This window comes from Tabrizicola flagellatus, assembly GCF_008271465.1.
Taxonomy (GTDB): Bacteria; Pseudomonadota; Alphaproteobacteria; order Rhodobacterales; family Rhodobacteraceae; genus Tabrizicola; species Tabrizicola flagellata.
In genome coordinates, this window is the sequence record NZ_VMDU01000002.1 from 106676 (window position 1) to 124137 (window position 17462).

At 67.3% G+C, this 17462-nt stretch carries 19 protein-coding genes; 12 read left to right on the forward strand and 7 right to left on the reverse strand.

Going from position 1 to position 17462, the window contains the following annotated elements; all coding sequences use genetic code 11:
- Positions 1 to 48: 48 nt before the first annotated feature.
- Complete coding sequence (locus FL625_RS03610) at positions 49 to 819, reverse strand: uroporphyrinogen-III synthase (protein ID WP_149587270.1); 771 nt, start codon at positions 817 to 819, stop codon at positions 49 to 51.
- A gap of 39 nt (positions 820 to 858) precedes the next feature.
- On the opposite strand from FL625_RS03610, the gene tsaD reads away from it, so the two are divergent.
- The 7 genes from tsaD (at position 859) to arsJ (ending at position 6850) form a co-directional block, all read left to right on the forward strand.
- Entirely contained in the window at positions 859 to 1950 is a 1092-nt protein-coding gene (gene tsaD / locus FL625_RS03615) for a tRNA (adenosine(37)-N6)-threonylcarbamoyltransferase complex transferase subunit TsaD (RefSeq protein WP_149587271.1), read from the forward strand.
- Positions 1947 to 2903, forward strand: a complete 957-nt coding sequence (locus tag FL625_RS03620) for an NAD(P)H-dependent glycerol-3-phosphate dehydrogenase (RefSeq protein WP_149587272.1) — start codon at positions 1947 to 1949, stop codon at positions 2901 to 2903. The genes tsaD and FL625_RS03620 overlap by 4 nt, the downstream gene beginning before the upstream one ends.
- Before the next feature lie 2 nt (positions 2904 to 2905).
- The gene (locus tag FL625_RS03625) at positions 2906 to 3178 is read left to right on the forward strand and encodes a YciI family protein (RefSeq protein WP_149587687.1); all 273 of its coding nucleotides are present in this window, start codon (positions 2906 to 2908) and stop codon (positions 3176 to 3178) included.
- A complete protein-coding gene (locus FL625_RS03630; RefSeq protein WP_149587273.1) occupies positions 3175 to 3594 on the forward strand; it encodes an EVE domain-containing protein in 420 nt (139 codons plus the stop codon). Before FL625_RS03625 ends, FL625_RS03630 begins: the two co-directional genes overlap by 4 nt.
- A 75-nt stretch (positions 3595 to 3669) precedes the next feature.
- Entirely contained in the window at positions 3670 to 4509 is an 840-nt protein-coding gene (locus FL625_RS03635; protein WP_149587274.1) for a metalloregulator ArsR/SmtB family transcription factor, read from the forward strand.
- A 3-nt stretch (positions 4510 to 4512) separates the two neighbouring features.
- Positions 4513 to 5520 (forward strand): ArsJ-associated glyceraldehyde-3-phosphate dehydrogenase, encoded by a 1008-nt coding sequence (locus tag FL625_RS03640; RefSeq protein ID WP_149587275.1) that lies wholly within the window; start codon positions 4513 to 4515, stop codon positions 5518 to 5520.
- A gap of 82 nt (positions 5521 to 5602) precedes the next feature.
- On the forward strand, positions 5603 to 6850 hold the full coding sequence (gene arsJ, locus FL625_RS03645; protein ID WP_149587276.1) for an organoarsenical effux MFS transporter ArsJ: 1248 nt from the start codon (positions 5603 to 5605) through the stop codon (positions 6848 to 6850).
- Here the strand turns inward: arsJ and FL625_RS03650 are convergent.
- Positions 6837 to 7991 (reverse strand): MFS transporter, encoded by a 1155-nt coding sequence (locus FL625_RS03650; RefSeq protein WP_149587277.1) that lies wholly within the window; start codon positions 7989 to 7991, stop codon positions 6837 to 6839. The two genes, arsJ and FL625_RS03650, sit on opposite strands and share 14 nt — an antisense overlap.
- Positions 7988 to 8359 carry an ArsR/SmtB family transcription factor gene (locus tag FL625_RS03655; RefSeq protein WP_235019304.1) on the reverse strand — a complete coding sequence of 124 codons (372 nt, stop codon included), beginning with the start codon at positions 8357 to 8359 and terminating at the stop codon, positions 7988 to 7990. Before FL625_RS03655 ends, FL625_RS03650 begins: the two co-directional genes overlap by 4 nt.
- A gap of 202 nt (positions 8360 to 8561) precedes the next feature.
- Between FL625_RS03655 and FL625_RS03660 the strand changes: the two genes are divergently transcribed.
- The 4 genes from FL625_RS03660 (at position 8562) to FL625_RS03675 (ending at position 12568) form a co-directional block, all read left to right on the forward strand.
- Positions 8562 to 9263 carry a GntR family transcriptional regulator gene (locus FL625_RS03660; RefSeq protein WP_149587278.1) on the forward strand — a complete coding sequence of 234 codons (702 nt, stop codon included), beginning with the start codon at positions 8562 to 8564 and terminating at the stop codon, positions 9261 to 9263.
- An 82-nt stretch (positions 9264 to 9345) separates the two neighbouring features.
- Entirely contained in the window at positions 9346 to 10305 is a 960-nt protein-coding gene (locus tag FL625_RS03665) for a dihydrodipicolinate synthase family protein (RefSeq protein WP_149587279.1), read from the forward strand.
- 1 nt (position 10306) lies between these two features.
- Positions 10307 to 11536, forward strand: coding sequence for an NAD(P)/FAD-dependent oxidoreductase (locus FL625_RS03670; protein WP_200833873.1), 1230 nt, complete (start codon positions 10307 to 10309; stop codon positions 11534 to 11536).
- Between the two features lie 30 nt (positions 11537 to 11566).
- Positions 11567 to 12568: a 4-hydroxyproline epimerase gene (locus tag FL625_RS03675; protein ID WP_149587281.1), complete on the forward strand. Its 1002-nt coding sequence runs from the start codon at positions 11567 to 11569 to the stop codon at positions 12566 to 12568.
- A 1-nt stretch (position 12569) separates the two neighbouring features.
- Here FL625_RS03675 and uvrC read toward each other — a convergent pair whose 3' ends face one another.
- The 4 genes from uvrC to FL625_RS03695 all read right to left on the reverse strand — a co-directional run bounded on the left by uvrC (position 12570) and on the right by FL625_RS03695 (position 16474).
- Positions 12570 to 14426, reverse strand: coding sequence for an excinuclease ABC subunit UvrC (gene uvrC, locus FL625_RS03680; protein ID WP_149587282.1), 1857 nt, complete (start codon positions 14424 to 14426; stop codon positions 12570 to 12572).
- 300 nt (positions 14427 to 14726) lie between these two features.
- On the reverse strand, positions 14727 to 15500 hold the full coding sequence (locus FL625_RS03685; protein ID WP_149587283.1) for an SDR family oxidoreductase: 774 nt from the start codon (positions 15498 to 15500) through the stop codon (positions 14727 to 14729).
- On the reverse strand, positions 15497 to 15682 hold the full coding sequence (locus FL625_RS03690; RefSeq protein WP_149587284.1) for a hypothetical protein: 186 nt from the start codon (positions 15680 to 15682) through the stop codon (positions 15497 to 15499). The genes FL625_RS03685 and FL625_RS03690 overlap by 4 nt, the downstream gene beginning before the upstream one ends.
- A complete protein-coding gene (locus FL625_RS03695) occupies positions 15683 to 16474 on the reverse strand; it encodes a S49 family peptidase (RefSeq protein WP_149587689.1) in 792 nt (263 codons plus the stop codon).
- A gap of 61 nt (positions 16475 to 16535) precedes the next feature.
- Between FL625_RS03695 and FL625_RS03700 the strand changes: the two genes are divergently transcribed.
- A complete protein-coding gene (locus FL625_RS03700) occupies positions 16536 to 17417 on the forward strand; it encodes a LysR family transcriptional regulator (protein WP_149587285.1) in 882 nt (293 codons plus the stop codon).
- The last annotated feature ends 45 nt before the right edge of the window (positions 17418 to 17462 follow it).

Below are 17462 nucleotides of genomic sequence, written 5' to 3' on the forward strand. Positions count from 1 at the left end.
GCCCTTCATCCTCGCTGGTCCCAACCTAAGCACTGGCGGCCGGTCGGTTCAAGGCGGAGGGGGTGCGGCAAGCAAGCTTTCGACCGCATCCAGCATCGCCCCGGCATCCGGTCGCGCGGCGATCACCAGCCGGGACCTGGGGATATCCAGGCAGGCTTCGGCGACGGCGGCGCTCATCGCCGCGATCCGCAGGTCGGCGCGCGTGTCGGCGGGCATTGCAGCGCGGAACAATCGGGCGCTGCGGGGCGAGAACAAGGGCAGGATCACCGGGCCCTGTCGCCGCAGAAGCTGGGTCGCCTCGCCCTCAAGAGGAATGGCCTTCTGTAGATACACCTGTAAAGATACTGTCGAAAATCCGTTGTTTTGCAATTGGTTATCTACATCTCCTGATGTATCTACGCCGTGTAGATATAGAATTCTGCCATCCGGCGGATCTTTCAGGATGGCGGCAATCAGGGCCTTTGCATCGCCGTCGGCGGACCGGGTCTCGAACCCGGCTGCGGCCGCGGCGGCTGCGGTGGAGCGGCCGACGCACCAGGCCAGCCGTGGCAAGCTTGCCCCCAGCCTGACCGCACCGGCCACGCCTTGCGCCGAAGTGAAGACGACGGCGGCAAAGCGGCCCTTTGGCACCGTGGGCGAGAGGTATTCCGGCGCCATGAGCGGAGCGATGACCGGCTGCACCCGGCTGTCGAACCGGGCGACCAGACGGGACGCGAAGGATTCGGCCTGATACCTGGGCCGGGTGACCAGCACAGGCACAGCCGAGACCGGGTCGCCGGAAAGATCGGGGGACGCATCGGATTGTCTCGCCATGCCCATGGTGTTACCTGCCGATGACCTTTCGCGCAACGGCAGGCCATGGACCGGACGCTGACACTTCTGGGGATCGAGACAAGCTGCGACGACACCGCGGCCGCGGTCGTCCGTGCACCTGCACAAGGTGGACCCGAGATCCTGTCGAGCGAAGTCCTGGGGCAGACGGCGCTGCACGAAGCCTATGGCGGCGTGGTTCCCGAGATCGCCGCGCGCGCGCATGCCGAGCGGCTGGATGTGGTGGTCGAGACGGCCCTCGCCCGCGCCGGGGTCGGGCTGGGCGCAATCGACGCGATCGCGGTGACGGCAGGGCCGGGGTTGATCGGGGGAGTCCTTTCTGGGGTGATGCTGGCCCGCGGCCTTGCGGCGGCGCGCGGGCTGCCGCTGGTGGCGGTGAACCATCTGGCAGGACACGCCCTGACCCCGCGGCTGACCGACGGGATCGGCTTTCCCTACCTCATGCTGCTGGTCTCGGGCGGGCATTGCCAGTTCCTGCTGGTCATGGGTGCCGACAGTTTCCGGCGGCTGGGCGGCACGATCGACGATGCTCCGGGCGAGGCCTTCGACAAGACGGCCAAGCTTCTGGGCCTGCCGCAGCCGGGCGGGCCGTCGGTCGAGGCCGAGGCGGCGCTGGGCGATCCCGCGCGGTTCCGCTTCCCGAGGCCGCTCCTGGACCGCGAGGGCTGCGACATGTCCTTCTCGGGGCTGAAGACGGCGCTGCTCAGGGCGCGCGATGCGCTGGTGGCCGAGAAGGGCGGCATCACCGTGCAGGACCGCCGCGACCTTTGCGCCGGGTTCCAGCTGGCGGTGGCCGAGGTTCTGGCCGCGAAAACGGCGCGCGCGCTGGCCATGGTGGCGGGGGAGCATCCGACCACCCTTGCCGTTGCCGGGGGGGTGGCCGCAAACAAGACGATTCGGGCCATGCTGGAGACCGTGTCGGAGCAGGCCGGGCTGCCCTTCCTCGCGCCGCCCCTACGGCTGTGCACGGACAACGCGGCGATGATCGCCTGGGCGGGGATCGAACGGATGCGCGCCGGTCTGGAGAACCCGCCCGATTTCGTCGCGCGACCGCGCTGGCCGCTGGACCAGACGGCGCCGGCCTTGCTCGGCTCGGGCAAGAAGGGGGCCAAGGCATGATCGGCGTGCTTGGCGCGGGGGCCTTCGGGACGGCGCTGGCCGTGGCGCTCGGCCGGGCCGGTCGGGAGGTGCGGCTCTGGGCGCGGGATGCCGCGCAGGTGGAAGACATGCGCCGGACACGGCGCAACGACCTGGCGCTGCCAGGGGTCGATCTGCCAGACGCCGTCTCGGTTCATGCGGAGATCGGCGAGACGACAGGCGGCGAGGCGCTGCTTCTGGCCGTGCCGATGCAGGCTCTGGGGTCGCTCTTGTCCAGCCATCCCGAGATCGGCGAGGCGCAACCGCTGGTCGCCTGCTGCAAGGGCGTGGACCTGAACAGCCTGCGCGGCCCGGTGGCGCTGATCCGGGACCGGCGGCCGGGGGCCGTCGCGGCGATCCTGACCGGACCGAGCTTTGCCGCCGACATCGCCCGAGGCCTGCCGACCGCCCTGACGCTGGCTGCGACCGACCGGGGCGCGGCGTTGCAGGATCTGCTGTCCACCCCGACGCTGCGGCTCTACCGGACGGACGACATCGTCGGGGCCGAACTGGGCGGGGCACTGAAGAACGTGATCGCCATCGCCGCCGGGGTGGTGATCGGCTCGGGTCTGGGCGACAGCGCCCGGGCCGCGCTGATGACGCGGGGCTATGCCGAGATGCTGCGGTTGTCGGCTGCTTTGGGGGCGCGGCCCGAGACACTGGCCGGCCTGTCGGGTCTGGGCGATCTGGTCCTGACCTGCACCTCCACGCAATCGCGCAACTTCCGCTATGGCCAGGCGCTTGGCCGGGGCGAGGGCTTCGATCCCTGGGTGACGGTCGAGGGCATCGCCACCGCCCGCGCCGTGCTGCGGCTGGCCGAGGGCCGGGGCATCGACATGCCGGTCACGGCGATGGTCGATGCCCTTGCCTCGGGCCGGATCGCGCTGGATGATGCCGTCGCCCGGCTGATGAGCCGGCCGCTGAAACAGGAATGACCATGCGCTATGCCCTGATCTGTATCGACAAGCCGAACGCCCTGCAGACCCGGACCGAGAACCGGCAGGCGCATCTGGAGTATATACAGGCCACTGGCGTGGTCGAGCAGGCCGGCCCCTTCATCGACGCCGCCGGCCAGATGTGCGGCAGCCTCATCATCCTGTCGGTCGGGTCCAAGGCCGAGGCCGATGCCTGGGCGGCGGGCGATCCCTATGCCAAGGCGGGCCTGTTCCAGTCGGTGATGGTGCAGGAATGGAAGCGGGTGGTCGGATGAACTACTGGCTGTTCAAGTCCGAACCCGATGTCTGGGGCTGGGAGCATCAGGTCGCCAAGGGCGAGGCCGGCGAGGAGTGGCATGGCGTGCGCAACTATCAGGCGCGCAACAACATGCGGGCGATGAAGCTGGGCGACCGGGGCTTCTTCTACCACTCCAACATCGGGAAGGAGATCGTCGGGATCGTCGAGGTCTGCCGCGAAAGCGCCCCGGACAGCACCACCGACGACCCGCGCTGGGACTGCGTCTGGATCAAGGCGGTCAAGCCCTTGCAGCGCCCGATCAGCCTTGAAGAATGCAAGGTCACGCCGGGGCTGGAACAGATGGTTCTGGTCAACAACACCCGCCTGTCGGTGCAGCCCGTGCGCCCCGAGGAATGGCGGATCATCTGCCGGCTGGGCGGCATCGAACCCTGACCCGGGGCCGGACGGCCCCGGCCTGTCATGAAAACTTCACTCGACAGCGCATGATGTTTCCTGATTTCTGGAAACATGGAACAGAATCGCGCCGTCCATGCCTTTGCGACGCTTGGCCATCCCGGCCGGCTGGCGGTGTTTCGGCTGCTGATGCGCTTTGCCCCGCGCGGCGTGCGCCCGACCGAGATCGCCGAGGCGCTGGGCCTGAAACAGAACACCCTGTCGCACCATCTGGCCGATCTGACCTCGGCGGGGCTTGTCCATGTCACCCGCGACGGCCGGTCGCTGTTCTACGCCGCCGACCTTGACGCGACCGAGGCGCTGATCGGCTACCTCGCGCTGGATGTCGGCCGCGCCCGCCCCGAGCTCATCGCCCCCCTTTTCCCCGCGCAAAAGGACCCTGCCATGCGTGACACCGATTTCGACGTGCTGTTCATCTGCTCGGGCAACTCGGCCCGGTCGATCTTTGCCGAGGCGCTTCTGCGCGATCTGGGCAAGGGCAAGTTCCAGGCCTTCTCGGCCGGCTACAGGCCCGGCACCGAGCTGAACCCCTTCGCCATCGAGATCCTCAAGCGCAATGGCCACGACATCTCGGGCCTGCGGTCCAAGCATATCTCGGAGTTCCAGAAGCCCGGTTCCATCGTGATGGATTTCGTCTTCACGGTCTGCGACACGGCGGCGGCCGAGGAATGTCCGCCCTGGCCGGGCCAGCCGATCACCGGCCACTGGGGCCTTCCCGACCCGGTGAAGGCAACCGGGACCGATGCGGAAAAGGCGCTGGTCTTCGCCCAGACCTATGCCGCCCTGCGCCGCCGGATCGCGGCCTTCGTCGAACTCCCCTTTGAAAGCCTCAGCCGCCTGTCCTTGCAGGCCCGCGTGGATGCCATCGGCGCCGATACCGAAGCGAAGGCCTGAAAGATGCCCCGGATTGCGCTCAACGGCCTTGGCCGGATCGGAAAACTTGCCCTCCGCGACCTGATCGATACCGGCGCGGGCGGCGACATCGTGCTGCTGAACGATCCGGTCGGCGATGCGGAACAGCACGCGCTGCTCATGGAGTTCGACTCTGTCCACGGCCGCTGGCATACCCCGGTTTCGGCGGCAGACGGCGCACTGGTGCTGGGCGGGCAGAGGATCCGCCTGACCCACGAAAAGACCATCGAGGCCCTGCCGCTGGCCGAACTGGGCGTCGATCTGGTGATCGACTGCACCGGGGTCTTCAAGACCGGCGCAAAGGTCGCGCCATATTACGCCGCCGGGGTAAAGAAGGTCGTCGTCTCCGCCCCGGTCAAGGACGGCGGCGCCTTGAACCTGGTCTACGGGGTCAACCACCACCTCTACGACGGGTCGCAGGCGCTGGTGACGGCGGCCTCCTGCACGACGAACTGCCTCGCGCCGGTGGTCAAGGTGATCCATGAAAGCCTCGGCATCCGGCACGGCTCGATCACCACGATCCATGACGTGACCAACACCCAGACCATCGTGGACCGCCCCGCCAAGGACATGCGCCGGGCGCGCTCGGCGCTGATGAACCTGATCCCCACCACCACGGGCAGCGCCACCGCGATCACGCTGATCTACCCGGAACTGAAGGGCCGGCTGAACGGCCACGCCGTGCGGGTGCCGCTGCTGAACGCCTCGCTGACCGATTGCGTGTTCGAGGTCGAACGGCCCACCACGGCGGAAGAGGTCAACGCCCTCTTCGCCGCTGCCGCCGAGGGCCCGCTGAAGGGGATCCTCGGCTACGAAACCCGCCCGCTCGTGTCCTGCGATTTCACCAACGACCCGCGGTCCTCGATCGTCGACGGCCCCTCGACCATGGTCACGGGCGGCACCCAGGTGAAGGTCTATGCCTGGTACGACAACGAATGGGGATATGCCTGCCGACTGGCCGACATCGCGCGGATGGTCGCAGCCAGCCTCTGACCCTTTCATCTGTCCGCAAATATCCTCCGGGGGTCCGGGGGTGGAAAACCCCCGGTCCGCCCGCCAGTCACAGGCGCCGCCGATGACCGAACCGAACCCCATCCGAGCCTATGCCGCCGTCACCGCGGCCTACTGGGCCTTCATGCTGTCGGACGGCGCGCTGCGGATGCTGGTGCTCTTGCACTTCAACAGCCTCGGCTTCACCCCGATCCAGCTGGCCTGGCTGTTCCTGCTGTATGAAGTCGCCGGCATCGTCACCAACCTCGCCGCCGGCTGGCTCGCCGCGCGTTTCGGACTGGCCGCGACGCTTTACGGAGGGCTCGCCTTGCAGATCGGAGCCCTGGTGGCGCTGGCGCAGCTGGACCCCGGCTGGTCGATCGCGGCCTCGGTCGCCTTCGTGATGGCGGTGCAGGGCGTGTCGGGCGTGGCGAAGGACCTGGCCAAGATGTCTTCGAAATCGGCCGTGAAGCTGCTGGCACCGAAGGAGGACGGCGGGCTGTTCCGCTGGGTTGCCCTGCTCACCGGGTCGAAGAACGCGGTGAAGGGCCTGGGCTTCTTCCTCGGTGCGGCGCTTCTGGCGCTGGCGGGGTTCCCGGCGGCGGTCTGGGGGATGGCCGGGGTGCTGGCGGTGATCCTGGTCGCGGTCGTCCTGTTCCTGCCCGCGGGCCTGCCGGGCCGGATGAAATCGGAAGAGGCCTGGGGCGGCTGGCGGTCGAAGGACGCGCGGGTGAACCGGCTGAGCCTGGCACGCATGTTCCTGTTCGGCGCCCGCGACGTCTGGTTCGTCGTCGGCATCCCGGTCTATTTCCAGGCGGTGCTTTCCGACGGCACCCCCGAGGGCCGGCGCGCGGCCTTCTTCCTGATCGGCGGGTTCCTCGCGCTCTGGATCATCGCCTATGGCGCGGTGCAGGCCGCAGCCCCACGCCTGCTGGGTGCCAAGGGCCAGCCCGAGGCCGAGACGACGCGCAAGGCGATCCTCTGGGCGGGACTGCTGGTGCCGATCCCGTTCCTGCTGGCCGGGGCGGCCTGGGCGGCGGGCGGGCCGGCGCCCTGGCTGACGGCGACGCTGATCGCGGGCCTCCTGCTCTTCGGCTTTGTCTTCGCGGTCAATTCCTCGGTCCATTCCTACCTGATCCTCGCCTTCGGATCGGCCGAGCGCATCACGCGGGACGTGGGGTTCTACTACATGGCCAATGCGGCGGGGCGGCTGATCGGGACGCTTCTGTCGGGCCTCAGCTACCAGGTCGGCGGGTTGCCGCTGTGCCTGGCCACGGCGGGCGCCATGGCGCTGGCAAGCTGGCTGGCGGCCCGCAGGCTCAGCCGCGCCTGATCGCCAGAAGCGCCAGCGTCGCCAGCACCCCGATCCCCGCGGTCAGCCAGATCGCATGCAGCCCCCAGGCCGCCAGCGCCGCCCCGAAGATCAGCGGCGCTGCGGCCTGCAGCACCCGGGCCGGGGCATTCAGCCAGCCCAGCCGCGCGCCATAGCCGGCCGCGCCGAACAGCGCCAGGGGAAGGGTGCCCTTGGCGATGGTCAGGATCCCGTTGCCCGCCCCGTGCAAGAGTGCGAAGGCATAGGCGGCAGGTCCCCCGAAGCCCACCAGGCAGACGGCGGCCAGAGGATGCGCCGAGGCCGCCAGCCGGGCCGAGATCAGCGGATGGAACCGCCGAAGAAGCCCGAACTCCAGCACCCGCGCGGCCACCTGCGCCGGGCCGATCAGCGCCCCGGCGGCGATCGCCATGGCGCTGCTCGCCCCCGCCGCCTGCAGAAGCCCCGGCAGATGCGCGGCCATCGCGGTCGAGTTGAACCAGGTCACCGCAAAGACGAAGGCCAGCAGCCACAGCACCCGGCGCGAGGGCGGCGGGCCTGCGACCGCCTCGGGTGCCTCTGCCACGATCCGCTCGGTCCCCTTGGGCAAGAGCGCATTCAGCGGCAGGGCGAGCGCCAGATGGATCAGCGCCCAGCCCAGACAGGCCTCGCGCCAGCCCCAGGTCGCCAGCATCAGGCCCGACAGCGGCCAGCCTACCGTGCTGGCAAAGCCGGCGATCAGGGTGATGCCGGTGATCGGGCCGCGCGCCTCCTTGCCATAGATGCCGGCCAGGGTGGCGAAGGCCGCTTCGTATAGCCCCATCCCCATCCCCATCCCGATCACCGCCCAGCCCAGGAACAGCAGGCCTGGCGAGCCCGCGACGGCCAACAGGGCCAGACCGGCGGCGAAGACAAGGTTGGACAGGATCAGAACGCCCCGCCCCCCGATCCGGTCGATCCGCGCCCCGGCCCAGGGTCCGACCGTCGCCGAGACGACCATCGCCATCGAGAAGGCGCCGAACACCCAGACCGGGGACAGCGCGAAGCTTGCCGCCATCGGCGCGGCCAGCACGGCTGGCACATAATAGCTGGAGGCCCAGCCGATGGTCTGCGCCGTGCCCAACGCGGCGACGATCCAGCCTTTGCGGGCAGGCGAAACTCTCATTCCGGGGACCGATCTCCCGCGCCGGACGCCCCCGCGCAACATTCGGCGGCCAGGTGCTCGATCAGGGCCCGCATGACAGGGTAGTTGGCATGACAGATCAGCGAGGTCCCGACGCGCTGTTGCCGGATCAGGCCGACCTGCACCAGCGCCCGGCAATGATGCGACAGGGTCGATCCCGGGATGCCGAGCTGCTCCTGGATCTGACCCATGGTCTGCCCGGGTTCGCCCGCCCGCACGAGCAGCCGGTAAAGCCGAAGGCGGGTCGGGCTGCCCAGGGCTGCAAGACGCGCGGCGGCAAGGTTCGTATCCATGACCGCACCTAATTCGATATTTCCAGAAATATCAAAACAAATCTTGCGCCCGGTCATGGTAACGGATGTCCTTGTGTGGGCCCTGTGCTAGGCTGCTGTGGTAACCGGATGGCACGAAGATCGTGCCCTGTGTGTAAGCGTATGGATTTCAATCAATTGACATCCGCCTGTGCCAGTTTCCGGTGAAGGTGCGCCTATCCAGACAAATCCGTTGCTCTGCCGGGCCTGTGCTGTATTCGTGTCTCGATCAGGGGGCCAGATGACGACCAGTGACGACCTGCAAGAGCGCAAGCGCGGGACCGGAGCCCGCCTGGTCTATGAAAGGCTGCGCGAGGAGATACTGGATCTCGTGCTGCAACCCGGAGAGCCGGTGGACGAGATCGGACTGGCCGAGCGGCTGTCGATGTCGCGCACGCCCATTCGCGAGGCTCTGGTCCGGCTGGCCTCCGAGGGGCTGGTGACGCTTCTGCCCAACCGCTCGACGGTCGTGTCGCAGATCGACTTTCCGAACCTGCATCACTTCTTCGACGCCCTGACCCTGATGTACCGCATGACGACCCGACTTGCGGCCGAGTTCCATGACGATGCCGACCTTGCCGCCATTCGCGGGCGGCAGCACGACTTTGCGCGGGCGGTCCTGTCCGGAGACACGGCCGGGATGATCCGGCTGAACCGCGATTTCCACATCGCCATCGCCGAGGCGGGTCGCAATCCCTATTACCTGCAACTCTTCGTGCGCCTTCTTGATGAAGGTCGCCGGATCCTGCGCCTCTACTACTATCCGGCCTTCGAGCCGCGCCTGCCGCATCCGTATATACAAGAGCACGAGGCGATCATCGCCGCCCTTGCCGCCCGCGATGTAGATACATGCGATCGCCTGGCCAAGGACCACGCCGACAAGATCGTGCAGCAGATCCAGGCGATGATCGCGCGCGATCTGCGGCGCGATGTTCCGCTGTGAGATTCTTGTCGACAAATAAAATACAAAGCCTATGCTGAATGTCACGTCGGCGGGAATCATCCGCAAAACGGAGGAGTGGCGCATGAACTCGGAGATCTTCTCGGGCACCATCCCGGCCCTGATGACCCCCTGCAAGGCGGACCGCACGCCTGACTTCGACACCCTGGTCGCCAAGGCGAAAGAACTTGTCAGCCTCGGCATGTCGGCGGTCGTCTACTGCGGCTCCATGGGCGACTGGCCGCTTCTGACCACCGAGCAGCGGATGGAGGGGGTGGAACGGCTGGTGAGGGCGGGCATCAAGGTCGTCGTCGGCACCGGCGCGGTGAACACGCAGACCGCCGCGGCGATCGCGGCTCATGCCCAGAAGGTGGGCGCGCATGGGCTGATGGTCATCCCGAGACTGTTGTCGCGTGGCACCGTGGTTGCCGCCCAGCGCGCGCATTTCAAGGCGGTGCTGTCCGCCGCGCCAGAGCTGCCCGCAGTGATCTACAACAGTCCGTATTACGGTTATTCGACCAAGGCCGACCTCTTCTTCCAGATCCGGGCCGAGCATCCGAACCTCGTCGGCTTCAAGGAATTCGGCGGCTATGAAGACCTGTCCTATGCCGCCAATGCGATCACCGGGGCCTCACCGGACCTGAAGCTGATGATCGGTGTCGATACGGCGGTCTACCACGGCTATGTCAACTGCAACGCCGACGGGGCGATCACCGGGATCGGCAATGTCCTCCCGCGCGAGGTGCTGCATCTGGTCTCGCTGTGCCGCGCCGCCCAGAAGGGCGATGCCGAGGCGCGGCGGCTGGCCTATGAACTCGATCAGGCGATGCAGGTCCTGTCCGAGGTGGACGCGGGCCCGGACCTGGTGCTGTTCTTCAAGCACATGATGGTCCTGCGCGGCGAGACGGCGTATCTACACCACTTCAACGAGGGCGATGAACTGTCGGCCAGCCAGAAGGGCTTCATCGAGGCGCAACTGAAGATGTTCGACGCCTGGTATGCCGATTGGGCCAAGCAACCGGAGGCGCGGAAATACGCCGCCTGACATGAAGGTCACCGTCATCGGGGCCGGGGTCATCGGCCTGTCTGCCGCGCTGATGGCGCAGGCGCGGGGTCTGGCGGTCACGGTCGTCGACCGGGAAGGCCCCGCCGCAGGCGCCTCGGCCGGAAATGCCGGGGCCTTTGCCTTCACCGACATCCTGCCGCTGGCCTCGCCCGGCATCCTGCGGAAGGCGCCGAAATGGCTGCTGGATCCCCTCGGCCCACTGACCATCCCGCCCGCCTATGCGTTGCGGATCGCCCCGTGGCTGTATCGCTTCTGGCGGGCCTGTTCGCCCCGGGCCGTCGCGGCCTCGACCTCTGCCCAGACCGCGCTGATGGACCTGAGCCGCGCCGAGCTGGAGCCGTTCCTCGTGTCCACCGGCACCTTGCCGATGCTGCGCAAGGACGGCAACCTGCAGGTCTACGAGAGCGAGGCGGAGTTCCGCGCCTCGCTGCCCGGCTGGGAGGCGCGGACTGCCCACGGGATCGAGTTCCGGCACATGGGACCGGAGGAGATGGCTGCGCTGCAACCGGGCCTCTCGCCGCGTTTCATCAAGGGCACCTTCACCCCCGGCTGGTGGTCCATCGCCGACCCGAAGCTGTATGTACAGGCTCTGGCCGAGCGATTCCGCGCCCAGGGCGGGACGATCCTGCGGGCCGAGGTCACAGGTTTGGCGCCTCAGGGTGAGGGCGTGTCGATACAGACCACGGACGAGCCGATGAGCGCCGACAAGGTCGTCCTTGCCGCCGGGGCCTTCTCGCACCGGATCGCCGCCACGCTGGGCGAGCGCATCCCGCTGGAGACGGAACGCGGCTACAACACCACCCTGCCGCCCGAGGCGCTGGATCTGCGCTGCCAGATCACCTTCGGCGGTCACGGCTTTGTCGTCTCGCGCCTGTCCACGGGTATCCGGGTGGGCGGCGCTGTGGAACTGGGCGGGCTGTCGCTGCCGCCGAACTACAGGCGGTCCGAGGCCATGCTGCGGAAGGCGAAGGCCTTTCTGCCGGGTCTGAACACAGAAGGCGGCGTGCAGTGGATGGGCTTTCGGCCGTCGCTGCCAGACAGTCTGCCGGCCATCGGGCGGTCAAGGGCCTCGCCCAACGTCGTCCATGCCTTCGGCCACGGCCACCTGGGCCTGACCCAAAGCGCCGGGACCGCGCGGCTGGTGGCCGACCTGTTGACCGACAGATCGCCCGCGATCAACCTGACCCCGTTCTCTCCACACCGTTTCTAGAAGCGGGCCTGCGCCCGCGGAGGTTCCAAAATGGCCGTATATACGTTCTCCTGCCTCGACGGGCACACCTGCGGCAACCCGGTCCGGCTGGTCTCGGGCGGCGGCCCCCGGTTGGAAGGCGCGACGATGCTGGAACGCCGGGCGCATTTCCTGCGGGACTACGACTGGATCCGCACTGGCCTGATGTATGAGCCGCGCGGGCACGACATGATGTCGGGCTCGATCCTCTATCCGCCGACGCGGGCGGATTGCGACGTGGGGGTGCTGTTCATCGAGACCTCGGGCTGCCTGCCGATGTGCGGGCATGGGCTGATCGGGACGGTGACGATGGGGCTGGAGAACGGGCTCATCACCCCGCGCGAGCCGGGGCGGCTGGCGGTGGATGCTCCGGCGGGACGCGTTGAGGTTTCGTATATACAGGACGGGCGGTTCGTCGAGGAAGTGCGGCTGACCAATGTGCCGGGTTTCCTTTATGCTGAGGGACTTACGGCCGAGGTGGAGGGTCTGGGCGAGGTCGTGGTGGACGTGGCCTATGGCGGCAACTTCTACGCCATCGTCGAGCCGCAGAAGGCCTTCCGCGACATGGCAGACCATACGGCGGGGGAGCTGGTGGGGTGGTCGCCGAAGCTGAGGGCCGCGCTGAATGCGAAGTATGAGTTCGTGCATCCCGAGCATCCGGCGATCCGGGGGCTGAGCCATATCCTGTGGACGGGCAAGCCCACGGTGCCGGGGGCCCATGCGCGTAACGCCGTGTTTTATGGGGAAAAAGCGATTGACCGCAGCCCCTGCGGAACGGGGACCTCGGCCCGGATGGCGCAGCTGGCGGCGAAGGGGAAGCTGTCGGTGGGGGACGTGTTCCACCATGAGAGCATCATCGGGTCGATCTTCAAGGGGCGGGTCGAGGCGGCGGCCACCGTTGCCGGGAGGGACGCGATTGTCCCCTCCATCGCCGGCTGGGCGCGGCAGACGGGGATCAACACGATCTTCATCGATGACCGTGACCCGTTTGCGCATGGGTTCGTGGTGAAGTGACCTACCCCTTCGCCGAGAAGTAATCCGCGATGGTCTTGGCCATGGCCTGGGAGATGCCGTCCACGGCCTGCAGGTCCTCGACCCCCGCTCTCGCCACGGCCTTCGCTGACCCGAAATGTGCGAGCAGGGCGCGTTTGCGGGTGGCTCCGATGCCGGGGATGTCGTCGAGGGGGGTCAGGCTGACGGCCTTCGCCCGCTTGGCGCGGTGGGCGCCGATGGCCCAGCGGTGGGCCTCGTCCCGCAGGCGCTGGATGAAGTAGAGGACGGGGTCGTTCCGTTGCAGGGCGAAGGGGCGTTCGCCGGGGCGGTGGAATTCCTCTTTCCCGGCATCGCGGTCGATACCCTTGGCGACGCCGACCATCGGGATGTCCTCGACGCCGAGTTCCGACATGATCTCGGCCACGGCGGACACCTGCCCTGCCCCGCCGTCGATCAGCAGGAGGTCGGGCCACATGTCGGTCTTGCGCTCGGGGTCTTCCTTCAGCAGGCGCTCGAAGCGACGGGTCAGGACTTCCTTCATCATGCCGAAGTCGTCGGAGTTGGCCCCGGCCTCGGACCGGATGTTGAACTTGCGGTATTGCGATTTCAGGAAGCCTTCCGGCCCGGCGACGATCATGCCGCCGACGGCATGGGCACCCTGGATGTGGGAGTTGTCGTAAACCTCGATCCGCCGAGGGGGCGCGTCGAGGTCGAAGGCTTCGGCCAGGCCCTGGAGGAGCTTGTTCTGCGTGGTGGATTCGGCCATACGGCGGGCGAGGCTTTCGCGGGCGTTTCGCACCGCATTCTCCACCAGTTCCGCCTTCTCGCCGCGCTGGGGGACGGCGAGTTCCACCTTGCGGCCGGCGCGGGCAGAGAGGGCCTCGGCCACGAGGTCGGGGTTGTCCACCGGGTGGGAAAGGAGGATCAGCCGCGGCGGGTCCTTGTCGTCGTAGAACTGGGTGAGGAAGGCTTCGAGGATTTCGGGCGCTTCGGCGCCGGCGCCGGTCTTGGGGTAGAAGTCGCGGTTGCCCCAGGACTGGTTGGCGCGGATGAAGAAGACCTGCACGCAGGCCTGGCCGTGTTCGAGGTGGAGCGCGACGACGTCGGCCTCTGCCACGCCCTGCGGGTTGATGCCCTGGGATTGCTGGACCTGGGTCAGGGCCTTGATGCGGTCGCGGAGCGCGGCGGCGCGTTCGAATTCCATCGCTTCCGAGGCGGCGGCCATGTCGCGGGCGAGGTCGGCCTGGACGGAGGTGGTCTTGCCTTCGAGGAAGCGCTTGGCGTCGTCCACCAGGGCCGCATAGGCCTCGGCGCTGATCTTGCCGACGCAGGGGGCCGAGCAGCGCTTGATCTGGTATTGCAGGCAGGGGCGGGTGCGGCTGTCGAAAATAGAGTCCGAGCAGTTGCGGAGAAGGAACACCTTCTGCAACTGGTTCAGCGTCCGGTTGACCGCGCCCGCGCTGGCGAAGGGGCCGAAGTAGGCGCCCTTCTCGGACTTCTTGCCGCGGTGCTTCTTGATCTGCGGAAAGGGGTGCTCGGCCGAGATCAGGATGTTGGGGAAGCTCTTGTCGTCGCGCAGAAGCACGTTGTAGCGCGGCTTCAGCTGCTTGATGAGGTTCTGTTCGAGGAGAAGCGCCTCGAGTTCCGTCCGCGTGGTCAGGAACATCATCGAGGCGGTTTCGTGGATCATCCGGGCAATCCGCGCCGAATGGCCCGAGGGCCGGGCGTAGTTCGCCACCCGCGCCTTCAGGTTGCGCGCCTTGCCGACATACAGCACCTCGGACGCCGCATTCAGCATCCGGTAGACGCCGGGCGAGCCATCGAGCGTCTTCAGGTAATCCTGGATCACCTCGTATCCGCTGCGGGGTTTGTCGTGCATGGTCTACAGTCGGTCGATTCTCTGTCCGGGCTGCCACCGAACCGGGGCGGAGGCAAGAGCAAAGCTGTCCACGGAATCTGGGGATAACTCTGCGGAGAAGATTTCGGGACTGCGGATTTTCCCTTGTTTTCGGCCAGTTTCGTAAACTTGCCTATTTTTTGGGCAGTTTCGCAAGTGATTGATTTGCCGAAAAGAATTTTTGCTGATCGTGCAAATCTCTGAAATTCCAAACGAATTGTGACCATGCCGTGACAGATTCGTGAGAAGTGGACAAGTTGCCGCGGCTTCGGGATTTCGGTGCTATTCCACGCCCAGAACATCCGGCGTCTTCCACCCGAGATGCTGCCCGCCATCGACGGCGATGAACTGACCGGTCACGCCGGGGCTGTCGAGGAAGAATCCAAGCGCGGCGGTGATGTCGGACGGGTTGGCGCCACGCTTCAGCACCGTCGCGGCGCGTTGGCGCGCGAAGTGGTCCTCGGTCTGACGGCCGCCCTTCAGAGTGGGACCGGGACCGATGGCGTTCACCCGGATGTTCGGCGCAAGGCCTTGGGCGCTGGTCTGCGTCAGTGCCCAGAGGCCCATCTTGGCGATGGTGTAGGTGGAAAACTCGGGCGTCAGCTTCAGGATGCGCTGGTCGATCATGTTGACGATCAGGCCCTGGGCAAGCGGCTCTCCCGCCGGGTCGAGCCTGGCCGGGGGGCATTGGCGCGCGAAGGCCTGCGTCAGCACATAGGGCGCGCGCAGGTTCGACTCGATGTGCCGGTCCCAGCTTTCCCGCGTCGCGGTGTCGATCCGGTCGTATTCGAAGATCGAGGCATTGTTGACAAGCACCGTCAGCGGACCCAGGGCCTCGGTGGCAGCGGGGATGAGGGCCTGGGTCTCGGCCTCGACCAGCAGATCCGCCCGGAAGGTCCGGGCGCGGCGGCCCAGGGCGCGGATCTCGGCGGCAACCGCTTCGGCCGCATCGGCCGAGCTTGAATAATGCACGGCCACGTCATGCCCACGCTGCGCCAGGTAAAGAGCCATGGCCCGACCCAGCCGTTTGCCCGCCCCAGTCACCAGCGCCGTCATTTCGCCTTGCCCCCGCAGTCGCATGTCCTCTGGCCGATCAGATAGCGACCGCATGTGCCGCAGCGAGGAGGAGATTGCCGTTTCCGCAGCACGCGCGGCAGGGCCGAGGGAAACAGCGCCCGGCCGACCAGAGCGATCAGGACCATCGCGGCCAGGAAGACAAGGATGATCTTGAACAGCATCTACAGCCCATACCTTGCCCAGAGCGCCCGGTCCTCGAGTGCGCCGAGGGTTTCGTCGGCCAGCGACAGGCCAAGGCGCTGGAACAGGCTGCGGCGGCGGCCGAAGGGCAGCGGCTTGACCTTGTCGCCGTAAAGCGCCTTCAGCTTGGGCACCAGATGCGCCACGCCATCGGTCAGGCCCAGGTCCACCGACTGCTGGCCCACCCAGATGTCGGCGTTGAACAGATCTGCCGTCTGGTCCAGGCGCGCACCCCGGCTGCGCTGCACATGGTCGATGAAGGCCTGGTGGATCGGCCCCTGAAGCGCCTTCAACCTTTCGACATCCTCGGGCTTCTGCGGCAGGAAGGGATCGGCGAAGCTTTTCGAGCGGCCGGCCGTCACCACCCGCCGTTCGATTCCGTGACGCGCCATCAGTTCGGGGAAGCCGAAGCTGGCGAAGATCACGCCGATACTGCCCACGATCGAGCTATGATCCACCCAGATGTCATCGGCCGCGCAGGCCAGCCAATAGCCGCCCGAGGCCGCCACATCCTCGACGAAGGCATGCACGGGCACCTTCTTCTCGTCTGCGAGCCGCCGGATGCGCGCGGCGATCAGGCTGGATTGCACAGCCGAGCCGCCGGGGGAATTGACCTGAAGCGCCACGGCGGTGGGCTTGATGCGGAAGGCCTTCTCTATGAGGGGTGCAAGAGCCTCGTCGTTCAGGCTGCGGGCGCCGGTGCCGATGGTGCCGCCAAGGCGGATCACCGGGACGAAGGCGGGTTTCGGCAGGAAGGGAATGAAACGGCGCATGGGCCAGAGGTAAGCGGTAAGGGCCTTGCGGGCAAGGGCGGCGCGCGGCAGGGTCTGGCGCATGATCGACAAGCTGGAAATGTTCATCGCCCTGGCCAAGGAACGGCATTTCGGCCGCGCGGCCGAGGTCTGCGGGGTGACGCAGCCGTCGCTGTCCAGCGCGATCCGGCAGCTGGAGGATCAGCTGGGCGTGCAGCTGGTGTTTCGCGGCAGCCGGTTCCAGGGCCTGACGCCGGAAGGCCAGCGGGTGCTGGACCGGGCACTGGGCATCGTCGGCGATGTGCGCGCGCTGAAGGACGAGATGCGGGTGGTGCGCAGCGGGCTGTCGGGCAACCTGCGCCTGGGCGTTATCCCCACGGCGCTGCCGATGGTAGCAGATCTGACCGGCCCCTTCACCCAGAAGCACCCGAATGTCCGCGTCTCGATCCTGTCGCGCACCAGTGTCGAGATCCTGACCGGGATCGAGGCGCTGGATCTGGAGGCGGGGATCACCTACCTCGACAACGAACCCCTGGGCCGCGTCGCGCAGGTGCCGCTCTACACCGAGTTCTACCGGCTTCTGATCGCACCGGGGGCGGAACTGGCGCATCGCCGGCAGGTCAGCTGGGCGGAGCTTTCCACGGTGCCCCTGTGCCTGTTGACCTCGGACATGCAGAACCGGCGGATCGTCAACCAGCACCTCGGCGAGGCCGGGGTGGATGCGGCGCCGATGATCGAGTCGAACTCGACCATGGCGCTGGTGGCCCATGTGCTGACCGGTCGCTGGGCGTCCATCGTGCCGAAGAAGCTGGCCGACATGTTCGTGGCCGACGGGCGGCTGGCCTCGATCCCGATCGTCGAACCCGAAGCCGAACATACGGTGGGCCTGATCGCCGCCCGGCGTGATCCGCAGACGCCAGTGCTGCAGGCGCTGATCGACGAGGCCGTGCGGCTGTTTCGATAGGCTGGGCCTATCAAGCAACGGTATATCGAAATTGAGATTCCTATC